Consider the following 13,271-nt stretch of genomic DNA (forward strand, 5'->3'; position numbering starts at 1 on the left):
GATTGTTTCAGTAAGGTCGGATCTGGCGCGCTAGTCCAGCGCGCGTGCGGGCTGCGGTGGAAAGCGCAGCGCAACCTGGGTGCCGCACTCCCGGGCGAGGATGGTCAGCTCGCCCCCGAGGCGCTGGGCGCGTTCCGCCATAATCGTCAGTCCATAGTGGCCGGGCGGCTCATCCGTGCTGCCGATCCCCGTGCCGTCATCCGTAATCGTCAGTAAGTGCTCACCCTTTTCGCTGTGCTGATAATCCACCCGGATCACCCTGGCGCTGGCGTGCCGGATGGCATTCAGTAACGCTTCGCGGGCAATCTGCAGGAGATGCACCTGCTGCTGCGCCTCCAGCGTCTGAAGGCCGCGCTGATAGTTAAACTCGATCGCTGCGGCGCTCTTCTCCTGCAGCGAGGCGATCATCGCCTCCATCGCCGCCACCAGATCCGCCTGTTCGATGGTGAGGCGGAAGGTGGTCAGCAGCTCACGCAACTGGCGGTAGGCGTCGGCCAGCGCCCGGTCGAAGTCCGCGATTATGGCGTGCGCGGCGCTGTCCTCTTTATTCACGGTGCGGCGCAGCAGCGTCAGCTGGATGCGTAAAAAGGAGAGAGACTGCGCCAGTGAGTCATGCAGCTCCCGGGCGATGGTCGTGCGCTCTTCAATCAGCAGCATCTGCTGATACTGCTGCTGCGCCTGCCAGATCCAGAGTGTCCGCCCCAGCATCCCCGCCAGGCTGCGCATCAGCGCGTCCGGCGGAGAAAGATCGGCGATCTGCCAGCGCAGTTCGCCAATCGGCTGCTCGGCCTGCTGTAGCGGCAGGGTGTGCCACTGACCGGCGGCCTGCGCATCCCCGGCGCAGAACGAAAACTGCTCGCTGTCGATCCGGATGGCCGTCAGCTTCTCGCGCTTCAGCACCGTGGTTAACACCGTTTCAAACAGCGCCGGATGCAGCGGGCTGGCGGTCAGCATCTGCGAGCTTTCATAGAGCAGCGACAGAGTGCGATTGGCCTCCGTCAGATCTTCCGTTTTCTCGCGTACCGTGCTTTCCAGCAGCTGATAGTGCGAATGCAGACGTGCCGCCATGCCGCTGAAGGCGTGAGAGAGCACCCGCAGCTCGTTCTGCTGCTCGACCTGCAGCGGCGGAAAGGCGAAATTGCCGCTTTCGACGTACCGGCTGGCCGTGACCAGCGCGTTCAGAGGACGCACCACCTGCTGGCGGGTAAAGCGAATCGTCATCAGCGCCAGCGCCACAATCGCAATCACCCCCACCAGGCTGCTGGCAGCCACCAGATGCATCTTCAGTTCGGTATAGCGCTGCAGGCCCAGCACAAAGCGGTCGATCTCGCCGACGTAGATCGGGATCTGCTGCTGGTAAGCCGCGATGTTGTCCTGCAGTAACTGCTGCTGCAGCGCGGGCCACGCGGCGCGCAGCCGTTGATAGCGAAGCCTTACTTCACGAGGCACCCAGGGCCGGTTCAGTTTCTGCAGCACCGGGGCATCGAGCGTCTCCTGATAGCGCGCCAGATGGTCAGGCAGGTTCTGCGGCTGACGGCTGGCATCCCAGGCCATGCGATAGCTCTGCATACGCAGTGAACCCGCCAGGTTAATCGCCTCTGCATCACGCTGGCTGCTGAGCAGCGTGACAAGGGCCAGGCCGGTCGTCAGGAGCGACAGCAGAACGATGGCGCTGAGCGCCTGAGCGATGCTCTGAGTTACGGAACGTTTAACAATCACATCAATAGCCCTGTTTAAAGTGCGGGAATTATAAGAGTGCTGTCACGTCACGCCAATGATCCATGCCCTGTTTATCGCACAGCGCGTTACACATCGCACATAAAATGACCGCAACTGACAGTTCCCAGGAATGGCTGCGGTTCAGCGGTTAAAAAAAGAACAGGTTTACATCGGCCCGATGTTGCTTTTCATTGCAGCGCCAATAATTTCTCCAGTCATCACTGAGTACCCGAATCCCCGAATGCAGATTAAGGAGCATCCCATGAAAAAACTGACTGTTGCACTGGCGGGCGCACTTTTGGCTGCCACCTCATTTGGTACATTTGCCGCCGCGCCGGTCGATCCTGCTCAGGCGCAGAACATGCAGAGCATCGGCAGCGTGTCGGTTTCCGGTGTTCGTGGTTCGCTGGATGATGCCAGCCGCCAGCTGTCGCAGAAAGCGGAAGAGATGGGCGCCAGCCACTACCGCGTGATCGGTGTGGATAACCCCGGCGACTCCAGCCTCTGGAGCGGCACCGCAGAGATTTACCGCTAACCTTACCCTCCTGTTTCCATCCCTGTAGCGTTTACCGGCCTGAATTGGCCGGTTTTTTTGTTTTTGTGCATCAGGATGGATTCTTACAAATCAGCCTGTGCATCCGCCCGGTATATTTTGCTTCGTTCTTGCAGAACGGGTAGGATTCATCGCCGTAAATTCCCGCGTTGCCTGGCACTCACTCACTGGCCAACGCATAGAGGAAAATACCCCATTTCACAGCGCATGACGCCTGCACTGGGGTAGCAACGACTGATGGTTCGGACAAACAGGAATGCTATGAAATCTAAAAAGAAAACCCCAAGCGAGATGCGCGCTGCGAAACGACGCTGGCTCAACTCTCATGACGCCGGTTACCAGAAGGCGATGGGTAACCGTCACGTACAGATGATTGCGATCGGCGGTGCCATCGGTACCGGTTTGTTCCTGGGCGCAGGGGGCCGTTTACAGGCTGCCGGCCCTGCGTTAGCCATTATCTATCTGGTCTGTGGCATCTTCTCCTTCTTTATTCTGCGTGCGCTGGGCGAACTGGTGTTACACCGTCCGAGCAGTGGCAGCTTCGTTTCTTATGCCCGTGAGTTCCTGGGTGAGAAGGCCTCCTATGTGGCGGGCTGGATGTACTTCGTCAACTGGGCGATGACCGGCATCGTCGACATCACCGCGGTGGCGCTCTACATGCACTACTGGGGCGCGTTTGGCGATGTGCCGCAGTGGGTCTTCGCGCTGGGCGCGCTGGCGATTGTCGGCACCATGAACATGATCGGCGTGAAGTGGTTCGCCGAGATGGAGTTCTGGTTCGCGCTGGTCAAAGTGCTGGCGATTGTGGTCTTCCTGGTGGTGGGTGTCGTGTTCCTGGGCACCGGCAAACCGCTGGATGGCAACAGCACCGGCTTCCATCTGATCACCGATAATGGCGGTCTGTTCCCGCACGGCCTGCTGCCTGCGCTGGTGCTGATTCAGGGCGTGGTGTTCGCCTTTGCCTCTATCGAGCTGGTGGGCACGGCTGCGGGAGAGTGTAAAGATCCCAAGACCATGCTGCCGAAGGCGATTAACAGCGTGATCTGGCGTATCGGCCTGTTCTACGTGGGTTCTGTGGTTCTGCTGGTACTGCTGCTGCCGTGGAACGCCTACCAGGCGGGGCAGAGTCCGTTTGTGACCTTCTTCTCGAAGCTCGGCGTGCCTTACATCGGCAGCATCATGAACATCGTGGTGCTGAGCGCGGCGCTCTCCAGCCTTAACTCCGGCCTCTATTCGACCGGACGTATCCTGCGCTCTATGTCGATGGGCGGTTCTGCCCCGAAATTCATGTCAAAGATGAACGGTCAGCAGGTGCCTTACGCCGGTATTCTGGTCACCATCTGCGTCTATGTGATCGGTGTGGTCCTGAACTACTATGTGCCTTCTCAGGTGTTTGAGATCGTACTGAACATCGCCTCGCTGGGCATTATCTCCTCCTGGGCCTTTATCGTGGTTTGCCAGCTCCGTCTGCGCAAAGCGATCAAAGAGGGCAAGGCGGACGATGTCAGCTTCAAGCTGCCGGGCGCGCCGTTTACCTCATGGCTGACGCTGCTGTTCCTGTTCAGCGTGCTGGTGCTGATGGCGTTTGACTACCCGAACGGCACCTACACCATCGCCTCTATTCCGCTGATTGCCGTGGTACTGGTGCTGGGATGGTTTGGCGTACGTAAGCGCGTAAACGCGATTGCCGCGACAGAACACGATCACCACGAAGAGGATGCGAAGCCCGCACAGCTGGCTGACGACACCTCACGCTGATCGACCCTGCCGTCATCGGGCCAGCCTTCGGGCTGGCCTTTTTTATGGGCGCTATCCACCGCGCGGCGGGCGAAAACAGGCTGGTTTTCCCGTCAGCCAGCCCCTATGATGACAGGCTCCCTTTATGCGGTAGCGGAGTCATCGTGTCGTTTAAGATCACCATCATCAAAGACAAACTCCTGTCTGAAAACTGGTTTGTGCTGCGCAACTACACCTACGAGATCACCGATCGCCGGGGTGAGCCGATTCGCCATAAACGCGAGGTTTACGATCGCGGAAACGGGGCGACCATTCTGCTCTATAACCGTGAAAAGAACAGTGTGGTGCTGACGCGCCAGTTCCGCATCGCCACCTACGTCAACGGAAACGAAGGCGGCATGCTGATCGAAGCCTGTGCCGGTTTGCTGGATGATGACTCCCCGGAAGATTGCATCCGCAAAGAGGCGATCGAAGAGACCGGCTATGCGGTGGGCGAGGTGGAGAAGCTCTATGCCTGCTATATGTCGCCGGGCGGCGTGACGGAACTGATCCATTTTTTTGCCGCCGAGTATCACGAATCGCTGCGTAAAAACGCCGGCGGAGGCGTCGACGATGAGGCGATTGAAGTGCTGGAGCTGCGCTTTCCCGATGCGCTGGCGATGGTCGCCGATGGTCGTATCTGCGACGGCAAAACGGTGATGCTGTTACAGCATGCGCTGATCGCGGGCTGGCTGACGCCCTGACCGGACCGGTGATCGTGCAGAGCAGGGCGGAAACAGAATCTAATCCTTTTATGTACGCTTTTTAGGCAGTTAACTGCGCTTTTTGCACCGGTTCACAGAATGCGAACGCTGTCAGGCCCATTGATGCGCTATCCTCTTCTCTCTGGCTATTCGGAGATCGATTTTCTTGATGTCGTACTGGATGAAATCGCTGTGGCTGTTGCCGTCTTTGTGGGTTGCCTCTGTTCAGGCGGAACCGTTGCAAAAGTCATTCAACGACTGGCAAATCACCTGTAACAACGAAGCCTTTTGCGTGGCGCGCAATATTCCGGGCGATAAAGGGCTGGTGATGACGATCTCGCGTCATGCGGGCGTCAACGATCGCCCGTTGCTGCGAATCGACTACGGCAGCGCCTACAGCGGGGCGCTGCCTGGCGGCCCGCTCAAAGATAACCTGCTGCTCGACCAGCGCCGTCTGAAACCCGACCTCAAGCACTGGACGGTTGAACCCCATCATCTTGCGACCAGCAACGCCATCGCCATCGACGAATTTCTCGATCTGGTGATGGAGGCGAAAACCCTGCAGCTCACCTACGACCCGAATGCGCTGATCTCCCTGCGGGGGATGAAAGCGGCTCTGCTGCTGATGGATGATATACAGGGGCGGGTCAACAGCATGAGTGCCTGGATCCGGCGCGGGGACCGCGCCAGCTGGGACGTTCCGCCGCCGCCCGCACTGCCGCCTCTGCCGCCCGCCGTGATGCCGCCTGCGGCACTGACGCGCGAGGAGACCAGCGGCTTGATCGATTACGGCACCTGGCGGGTGAATACCGACGCCTGTTCGCTGGACCCGCTGCGCCGCGAGGTCAGCGTGGCACCGCTGACCGATCAGCGCGCGCTGCTGCTGGTGAGCTGTGAGATGGGGGCCTATAACGTGATCGATCTGGCGTTTGAAGTGACGCGCAGCCCGCCCTTTGTGGCGCGCGGCCTTACCCTGACGCTGCCGTTTACGCCACCCGGCGCCAGTGACCGGCAGCTTGAGCTGATCAACGCCGACTACGATGCGGCCAGCGGCCAGCTGTATACGTTTGGCAAGGGACGGGGACTGGGGGATTGCGGCAGTGCCACACGCTGGCAGTTCGACGGCACCCGCTTTGTCTTAGCGGAGTATGCGGAAGAGTCTACCTGTGACGCCTGGCACAGCAGTGACGACTGGCCAACCCTGTGGGTCAGCCAGCCTGATGGCGGCGTACAGCAGCGTTAGCGGATCGCCTGCACCATCATCGGTGAGCCAGACTGATTACCGACCAGTTCGGCCAGCATGTTGTTCACGCCGTCGCTCATCGGCGTAAAGCGGGTCAGCGGCGAGCGGGTCACCACCACAAAGACGCCCACATTATGCTGCGGCACCATCGCCATATAGGTGATGAATCCACCGCCACCGCCGGTTTTCTGGATAATGCCAGGACGACCGCTTTTCGGCCCCATATAGACCCAGCCCATACCCAACGCATCCGCCTTGCCCGGTACATCCATGCCTTCCACTTTGTTCAGCTGATCGCGACGATAGATCAGCGTCTGCAGCCGGTCGATCTGCGGCGTGCGGTGGTTGACCGAAGAGTTCAGGAACTGCTGCATCCAGCGGCCCATGTCATCCGGCGTGGAGTAGACGCCGCCGCTGCCAATCGCCGCCAGGGTGTTATTGCAGGGGCTCGCCCCTTTTTCCGCCACCATCAGGCGGCCGCACTGCTCTGGCGACGGCGTGAAGGTGGTGTCTTTCATGCCGAGCGGACGGGTGATTAACTGCTGAAACAGCGCCGGGTAGGGGGTGCCGCTGGCGCGTGCCAGCGCATCGCCCAGCAGATCGTAGCCCAGGTTAGAGTAAGCAGCGCTGCTGCCCGGTGCCGCTTTGAGGTTCGCGTGCGACAGCCAGCTCCAGCGTTCGCTGCGTGTCGGCCAGACAAAGACCGGACGCTGTGCTTTGCCGCCAGGCTGCTCACGCGGCAGTCCGCTGGTGTGGGTCGAAAGGTTAATCAGGCGAATCGGCTGGCCGTTCCAGGCAGGCACGCGGGTGCCCGGCGGCGCATATTTACTCAGGGGATCGTCGAGGCGGATCTGTCCGCGCTCCGCCAGCTTCACCATCACTTCGCTGGTCATCAGCTTACTCAGTGAGGCGATGCGAATCAGCGAATCTTTCTGCGGGCGGACATTGTTGCCGGGACGGGTTTCACCGAAGCTGGCGAAGACCCGCTGATTGCCATCGATCGCCACCAGCGCCATACCGGTCGCGCCGCTGCCGTAGAAGATATGCTCGGCATAGCGATCGACAATCTGTGAAGCCAGCAGCGGATCGGGCGCGACCTGCGCCATGCTTTTCAGGGGAAGCAGTGAAACCATGAGGGCCAGTAAATAGGGAGTGCGCATGTTCAACGGAGGTGGCTTCGCTATAAAAATCAGTGGAAATCTGCCTGAACCTGACGGAAACAGACCCGGTCAGCCCGGCGAAACAAACGCAGGATCAGACGCACAGCCGTGCAGAGGCAGCATTAAACAGGTGCTCTATAGTAATCCGTTTGCGTGAGGCGTGAAGAGGGGCAGGGAGATTTTTTTCTGTTGCGGAGAACCAGATGAAAATGCCCTTCCCGTGAGACGGGAAGGGCCAGCGTATTACGCTGGTTTCAGTAAGGCTTCTGCGTGACTGACGATGTTCTCTACCGTGAAGCCAAACTCCGCGAAGAGATCGCTCGCCGGTGCGGATTCGCCGAAGGTGGTCATACCCACGATCGCGCCCTCCAGGCCGACATACTTGTACCAGTAATCGGCAATGCCCGCTTCGACCGCCACGCGCGCTTTCACGCCCGAAGGCAGAACGGATTCGCGGTAGGCAGCATCCTGCGCATCAAACAGGTCGGTCGATGGCAGTGACACGACACGGACTTTGTGACCGCCCGAGGTGAGCTTCTCCGCCGCGCCCAGGGTGATCTCCACCTCTGAACCGGTGGCGATCAGGATCACGTCAGGCGTGCCGTCGCAATCCTTCAGCACATAGCCACCGCGTTTGATGTTGTCGATCTGCTCTGCGGTGCGTTCCGGCTGCAGCAGGTTCTGACGGGAGAGGATCAGCGCGGTCGGGCCATGATGGCGTTCGATTGCCGCTTTCCACGCCACCGCCGTTTCCACCTGATCGCACGGACGCCAGACGCTCATGTTCGGCGTCAGGCGCAGGCTGGCGATCTGCTCAACCGGCTGGTGCGTCGGGCCATCCTCGCCCAGACCGATGGAGTCATGAGTGTAGACCAGAATCTGGCGGGCCTTCATCAGCGCCGCCATACGCGCGGCGTTACGCGCATACTCCACGAACATCAGGAAGGTCGCGGTGTACGGAACGAAGCCGCCGTGATGGGCGATGCCGTTACCAATCGCCGTCATCCCGAATTCACGGACGCCGTAGTGGATATAGTTACCGGCCGGATCCTCTTTGATCGATTTAGAGCCTGACCAGATGGTGAGGTTACTCGGCGCGAGGTCAGCGGAACCGCCCAGGAATTCCGGCAGTAACTTACCGTAGGCTTCCAGCGAGTTCTGCGAGGCTTTACGGCTGGCGATCTTCTGCGGATTCGCCTGCAGCTCCTGGATGAAGCGGGTCGCTTCGGTTTCCCAGCTGGCGGGCATCCCGCCATTCATACGGCGTTCATACTCTTTCGCCAGCTCAGGATGGGCCGCTTTATAGGCTGCAAATTTCTCATTCCAGGCTTTTTCGCGCTCGGCACCGGCGGCCCTGGCATCCCACTGCTGATAGATTTCAGCGGGGATCTCAAACGCCGGATAGTTCCAGCCCAGCTGCTTACGGGTCAGGGCGACTTCAGCCTCACCCAGCGCCGCGCCGTGCGACTCCTCTTTACCGGCCTTGTTCGGTGAACCGAAGCCAATAATGGTGCGACAGATAATCAGCGACGGCTTATCAGTCACGCTCTGCGCTTCCTCGATCGCCGCACGGATAGCGTCGGCGTCATGACCATCGATGTCGCCGATGACATGCCAGTTGTAGGACTCGAAGCGTTTGTGGGTATCGTCGGTGAACCAGCCTTCTGTTTCTCCGTCGATCGAAATGCCGTTGTGGTCGTAGAAGCCGATCAGTTTGCCCAGACCCAGGGTGCCCGCCAGTGAGCAGACCTCGTGCGAGATCCCCTCCATCAGACAGCCATCGCCCATAAACACGTAGGTGTGGTGGTCGACGATCTCATGATCCGGACGGTTAAACTGCGCCGCCAGGGTGCGTTCCGCAATCGCTAAGCCTACGGCGTTGGCCAGCCCCTGGCCCAGCGGACCGGTGGTGGTTTCCACGCCAGGGGTGTAGCCGATCTCCGGGTGACCTGGCGTTTTAGAGTGCAGTTGACGGAAATTTTTCAGCTCTTCAATCGGCAGATCGTAACCGCTCAGGTGCAGCAGGCTGTAGAGCAGCATTGAGCCGTGGCCGTTGGAGAGGATAAAGCGGTCGCGATCAAGCCAGGCGGGGTTGGTCGGATTGTGCTGAAGGAAGTCGCGCCATAACACTTCGGCGATGTCGGCCATGCCCATCGGGGCGCCGGGATGGCCTGAGTTTGCCTTCTGTACCGCATCCATACTGAGTGCACGGATCGCGTTTGCCAGTTCTCTGCGTGAGGACATAAAGTTCTCCCTTATTAAGCATCAGGGCGGGAAAGTCCCGCCCGACTAAAATGAAGACTACAGGCGTGCGGCAAGCACATCTTCCAGCTTCTGCTGGTCAACGGCGAACTGACGGATGCCGTCAGAGAGTTTTTCCACCGCCATCGGATCCTGGTTATGTTCCCAGCGGAACTCGGCTTCGGAGAGCGGCGACGGCTGATGGAAGCCTTCCGTAGAGGGCTCCAGCTTGCGCTCCAGCGGCGCATCGCTATTCTGCAGCTCTTCCAGCAGATTCGGCGAAAGGGTCAGGCGGTCGCAGCCGGCCAGCGCCACGATCTGCTCCACTTTACGGAAGCTGGCACCCATGATGATGGTGCTGTAACGGTGCTTTTTGTAGTAATCATAGATGCGACGCACCGATTTCACGCCCGGATCTTCATCCGCTACGTAGGGTTCCATCGGCTTACGCGAGTTATACCAGTCATAGATGCGGCCCACGAACGGGGAGATCAGGTAGACGCCCGCTTCGGCACAGGCACGCGCCTGGGCAAAGGAGAAGAGCAGAGTCAGGTTACACTGGATACCGTTCTTCTCCAGCTCTTCCGCCGCGCGGATGCCTTCCCAGGTGGAGGCCAGCTTGATCAGCACGCGGGAGCGGTCGATGCCGTGCTCCTCATACATCCGGATCAGTTTTTCTGCCTTGGTCACACACATGCCACGATCGAAGGAGAGGCGCGCATCCACTTCGGTCGAAACACGGCCCGGTATGCTTTTCAGGATTTCCATACCAAGGTTGATCGCCACTTTATCGCTGGCGTTAATGATCTGCGTCTCTTTGCTGCCGCCCTGCTTTTTCGCGTACTCAATCGCGTCGTCCATCAGGTGCTTGTACCCTTCCAGGCCGGACGCTTTCAGAATGAGTGACGGGTTGGTGGTGGCATCTTCGGGATGATAATGACGAATCGATTCGATATCGCCACTGTCAGCCACCACGGTGGTGAACTGTTTTAGGGCTTCTAGCTGGTTCATCTCTAAACTCCTTGAAAAGAAAAGTGACAGCGAACAGGGAGCACCTCAGGCCTCGCAGCCGGTCTGTGGCGGAATCTGCTACCGGTAACGTGAACCCATAACATTGCAACAGCGCGTTTCTGATGAAAATGCGGTTTCTCTGATTGTTGCGCTGCGAGGCGGTGCGAAGAAGCCGTCATGCGGTGTAAACCGTGGGGTGCGCCATATTCCATCCTTAAGCATAGCAGTCAGGACAAATGACGCAGGCAACACTGTAGCAATCCGTGTCCTGTGATTCGGGGGATGCAGAAGGGGAGAACGATAAGCGCAGCGCGGGGTCAGGCCCGCGCTGCGGCAAAAGAGGCAATCAGAGAGGCAGGTTGAGCCAGTTTTTCACCGGCAGGAAATCGCGATAGAGGGCGGCTTCCGGCGAGTCCGCCTCGGGCTGATAATCATATTCCCAGCGCACCAGCGGCGGCATCGACATCAGGATCGACTCCGTGCGGCCGCCGGTCTGCAGACCAAACAGCGTGCCCCGGTCCCAGACCAGATTGAACTCGACATAGCGGCCACGGCGATAGAGCTGGAACTGGCGTTCGCGTTCGCCAAACGGGTGATCTTTACGGCGCGCCACAATCGGCCGGTAGGCATCGATGAAACCACGGCCCACCGCCTGCATAAAGCGGAAGCTCTGCTCAAAGTCGGGCGTATTGAGATCGTCAAAGAACAGGCCGCCGATGCCGCGCTGCTCATCCCGGTGCTTCAGATAGAAGTAGTCATCGCACCATTTTTTATAGCGCGGATAGACATCCTCGCCAAACGGCTGACAGAGATCGGCGGCCGTCTGATGCCAGTGCAGCGCATCTTCTTCAAAGCCGTAGAAGGGCGTCAGGTCAAAGCCGCCGCCAAACCACCACACCGGATCGGCTCCCGGTTTCTCGGCGATAAAAAAGCGCACGTTGGCGTGGCTGGTGGGCACGTAGGGGTTGTTCGGGTGGATGACCAGCGACACGCCCATCGCTTCAAAGCTGCGACCCGCCAGCTCGGGGCGGTGAGCCGTCGCCGAGGCGGGCATCTGATCGCCATGTACATGGGAGAAGTTTACGCCCGCCTGTTCAAACACGGCACCGTTGCGCAGGACGCGGCTCTGGCCGCCGCCGCCGCCGGGACGCTGCCAGCTATCCTCGGCAAACTGCGCACCGCCATCTTCAGCCGCCAGCTGGTTACAAATCTCATCCTGCAGGGCGAGCAGGAACGCTTTTACGCGGGAAATATCAGCCATCTTTTCGCTTATCGTCGGTTTAGTCTGAGCGGATTATACGCCAAACCGCGCCGCTTGCATGAGTGCGGCTATCCGGTGAGGCGAAATCCTGACCACTTAAAGGCACGAATCAGCCGCGCTGAAACGCTGGCTGGGACTACCGCGTAAGCACGGCGTTGTCTGATATGAAGGTTGGAATTTGAATAACATGTTAAGGCTGTGACGGATGACGCCATACGATTACAGTTACAGAACCCACCGCTGTGGCAAAAGCTGCGGTTAAATGATTACGATATGCTCTATTTCATGTCTGAAGAACCCTTGCAGACGTTTATAAAAATGGGCGAAGCGCTGCGCAACAATCCACTGGCCGCTGAGGAATTGATTAATGCTATCGAAAATTATCAGGTTGATTCGTAAGCTGATAGCCGAGGTGTCAGGCGGACTCGTCATCATGGCGATAGTGACAGGCATATTTCTGACCGCGACACTGAATGAAGGAGTGATGCGCGTCGTTGGCCCGTTGCTGGTACTGGTTGCCGGGCTGGTCGTTTATGGGCTGACTTATCTGATCGCGGATAAGTCTGACCGCCGTTGATCCTCTGTCGCGAGAAAGACCCGCGAGAAAGAAGGCCGTTGATACGGCCTCTTTTATAAAATAATTCAGGATAATCACTCCGCTGATCGCCCCTTCTCTGCGATGAGTCGGGCGACGAGTGACTCAGGCCCCCGTTATTTTATTTAAGCTCTTTATGACTACCCGCATTAGACGTTGCGCCGGTCAAACTCATCAAAGTAGTTAACGATGCCGCTGGCAATCGCAGAGGCGATTTTCTGACGAAACGCGGTGGTGCCGAGCAGTTGCTCTTCGTGCGGATTGGTAATAAAGGAGGTTTCAACCAGGACCGACGGAATCGACGGTGACTTCAGCACCGCGAAAGCCGCCTGCTCTGTATGCTGGCTGTGAAGATGATGCACCGGACGGATCTGATCCAGCACATGCTTGCCCAGCGTCAGGCTGTTCCTGATGGTGTCGGTCTGCACCAGATCGAACAGAATCTGCTGCAGATAGTGATCCTGCTGCTGCGCTTTCACGCCGCCCACTTTATCCGCATCATTCTCGCGCTGGGAGAGATAGCGCGCCATTGAGCTGCTGGCCCCGCGATTGGAGAGCGCAAACACGGAGGCGCCGCTGGCCTCGGGACTGGTAAAACCGTCGGCGTGGATGGACATAAACAGATGCGCGCCGTGCTGATGGGCGATCTCCACCCGCTGATAGAGCGGAATAAAGTGGTCGCTGTCGCGGGTCAGACGCACTTCGATCCGCGGATGACTCTGAAGCTGACGCTTCACGTTACCGGCAATCTCCAGCACGATGTGTTTCTCTTCGGATCCCTCTTCGCCAACGGCACCTGAATCGATGCCGCCATGACCGGGATCGATCATCACGATGCGTTTACCCTTTTCAGACGGGGGAGCCGGGCGTGGATGACGCGGTTTCTCTGAAAGAGCCGACTGCTCTCTGGCCTGAACCGCGCGCGGCGATAAAATGGCCAGAGCCAGCCCGGAAAGCAGTAACTGACGACGGTGAATCAAACGTTTAAGCAGATGCATGTGCGGGTCC

General features: G+C 58.9%; 13 protein-coding genes. 7 read left to right on the forward strand and 6 right to left on the reverse strand.

All coding sequences use genetic code 11. From position 1 onward, the window contains the following. Window positions 1-30 precede the first annotated feature (30 nt). On the reverse strand, window positions 31-1,719 hold the full coding sequence (gene narQ, locus J1C59_RS05435) for a nitrate/nitrite two-component system sensor histidine kinase NarQ (protein ID WP_128086340.1): 1,689 nt from the start codon (window positions 1,717-1,719) through the stop codon (window positions 31-33). A 262-nt stretch (window positions 1,720-1,981) separates the two neighbouring features. Between narQ and J1C59_RS05440 the strand changes: the two genes are divergently transcribed. The 5 genes from J1C59_RS05440 (at window position 1,982) to J1C59_RS05460 (ending at window position 5,995) form a co-directional block, all read left to right on the forward strand. Continuing rightward, entirely contained in the window at window positions 1,982-2,254 is a 273-nt protein-coding gene (locus J1C59_RS05440; RefSeq protein WP_128086341.1) for a YdgH/BhsA/McbA-like domain containing protein, read from the forward strand. Between the two features lie 279 nt (window positions 2,255-2,533). Then, window positions 2,534-4,030, forward strand: coding sequence for an L-asparagine permease (gene ansP, locus J1C59_RS05445; protein WP_128086342.1), 1,497 nt, complete (start codon window positions 2,534-2,536; stop codon window positions 4,028-4,030). Between the two features lie 143 nt (window positions 4,031-4,173). Further along, window positions 4,174-4,752: a GDP-mannose pyrophosphatase NudK gene (nudK, locus tag J1C59_RS05450; protein WP_140916985.1), complete on the forward strand. Its 579-nt coding sequence runs from the start codon at window positions 4,174-4,176 to the stop codon at window positions 4,750-4,752. A gap of 123 nt (window positions 4,753-4,875) precedes the next feature. Then, entirely contained in the window at window positions 4,876-5,028 is a 153-nt protein-coding gene (locus J1C59_RS05455) for a hypothetical protein (protein WP_242281363.1), read from the forward strand. Next, window positions 4,991-5,995 carry a DUF1176 domain-containing protein gene (locus tag J1C59_RS05460; RefSeq protein WP_242281364.1) on the forward strand — a complete coding sequence of 335 codons (1,005 nt, stop codon included), beginning with the start codon at window positions 4,991-4,993 and terminating at the stop codon, window positions 5,993-5,995. The genes J1C59_RS05455 and J1C59_RS05460 overlap by 38 nt, the downstream gene beginning before the upstream one ends. On the opposite strand, the gene ampH is transcribed toward J1C59_RS05460, so the two are convergent. The 4 genes from ampH to hemF all read right to left on the reverse strand — a co-directional run bounded on the left by ampH (window position 5,992) and on the right by hemF (window position 11,668). Next, entirely contained in the window at window positions 5,992-7,155 is a 1,164-nt protein-coding gene (gene ampH / locus J1C59_RS05465; RefSeq protein ID WP_208721854.1) for a D-alanyl-D-alanine-carboxypeptidase/endopeptidase AmpH, read from the reverse strand. The genes J1C59_RS05460 and ampH overlap by 4 nt on opposite strands. A gap of 243 nt (window positions 7,156-7,398) precedes the next feature. Further along, a complete protein-coding gene (gene tkt / locus J1C59_RS05470; protein WP_128086607.1) occupies window positions 7,399-9,399 on the reverse strand; it encodes a transketolase in 2,001 nt (666 codons plus the stop codon). Window positions 9,400-9,456: 57 nt separating this feature from the next. Then, entirely contained in the window at window positions 9,457-10,407 is a 951-nt protein-coding gene (tal, locus tag J1C59_RS05475) for a transaldolase (protein ID WP_128086606.1), read from the reverse strand. Between the two features lie 346 nt (window positions 10,408-10,753). Continuing rightward, window positions 10,754-11,668, reverse strand: a complete 915-nt coding sequence (hemF, locus tag J1C59_RS05480) for an oxygen-dependent coproporphyrinogen oxidase (protein ID WP_140916983.1) — start codon at window positions 11,666-11,668, stop codon at window positions 10,754-10,756. 198 nt (window positions 11,669-11,866) lie between these two features. On the opposite strand from hemF, the gene J1C59_RS05485 reads away from it, so the two are divergent. Next, window positions 11,867-12,067, forward strand: a complete 201-nt coding sequence (locus J1C59_RS05485) for a hypothetical protein (protein WP_242281365.1) — start codon at window positions 11,867-11,869, stop codon at window positions 12,065-12,067. 34 nt (window positions 12,068-12,101) lie between these two features. Beyond that, window positions 12,102-12,245 (forward strand): hypothetical protein, encoded by a 144-nt coding sequence (locus tag J1C59_RS05490; RefSeq protein ID WP_242281366.1) that lies wholly within the window; start codon window positions 12,102-12,104, stop codon window positions 12,243-12,245. Between the two features lie 167 nt (window positions 12,246-12,412). On the opposite strand, the gene amiA is transcribed toward J1C59_RS05490, so the two are convergent. Beyond that, a complete protein-coding gene (amiA, locus tag J1C59_RS05495; RefSeq protein WP_128086604.1) occupies window positions 12,413-13,261 on the reverse strand; it encodes an N-acetylmuramoyl-L-alanine amidase AmiA in 849 nt (282 codons plus the stop codon). Window positions 13,262-13,271 lie beyond the last annotated feature (10 nt).

This window comes from Pantoea deleyi (assembly GCF_022647325.1).
In the GTDB taxonomy this organism is placed as follows: domain Bacteria; phylum Pseudomonadota; class Gammaproteobacteria; order Enterobacterales; family Enterobacteriaceae; genus Pantoea; species Pantoea deleyi.

Bases quoted from the DNA above. Each gene is read 5' to 3' on its own strand.
- J1C59_RS05440 (WP_128086341.1), top strand. From the start codon at position 1,982: ATGAAAAAACTGACTGTTGCACTGGCGGGCGCACTTTTGGCTGCCACC.
- ansP (WP_128086342.1), top strand. From the start codon at position 2,534: ATGAAATCTAAAAAGAAAACCCCAAGCGAGATGCGCGCTGCGAAACGA.
- J1C59_RS05455 (WP_242281363.1), top strand. From the start codon at position 4,876: ATGCGCTATCCTCTTCTCTCTGGCTATTCGGAGATCGATTTTCTTGAT.
- ampH (WP_208721854.1), bottom strand. From the start codon at position 7,155: ATGCGCACTCCCTATTTACTGGCCCTCATGGTTTCACTGCTTCCCCTG.
- tkt (WP_128086607.1), bottom strand. From the start codon at position 9,399: ATGTCCTCACGCAGAGAACTGGCAAACGCGATCCGTGCACTCAGTATG.
- tal (WP_128086606.1), bottom strand. From the start codon at position 10,407: ATGAACCAGCTAGAAGCCCTAAAACAGTTCACCACCGTGGTGGCTGAC.
- hemF (WP_140916983.1), bottom strand. From the start codon at position 11,668: ATGGCTGATATTTCCCGCGTAAAAGCGTTCCTGCTCGCCCTGCAGGAT.
- J1C59_RS05490 (WP_242281366.1), top strand. From the start codon at position 12,102: ATGGCGATAGTGACAGGCATATTTCTGACCGCGACACTGAATGAAGGA.
- amiA (WP_128086604.1), bottom strand. From the start codon at position 13,261: ATGCATCTGCTTAAACGTTTGATTCACCGTCGTCAGTTACTGCTTTCC.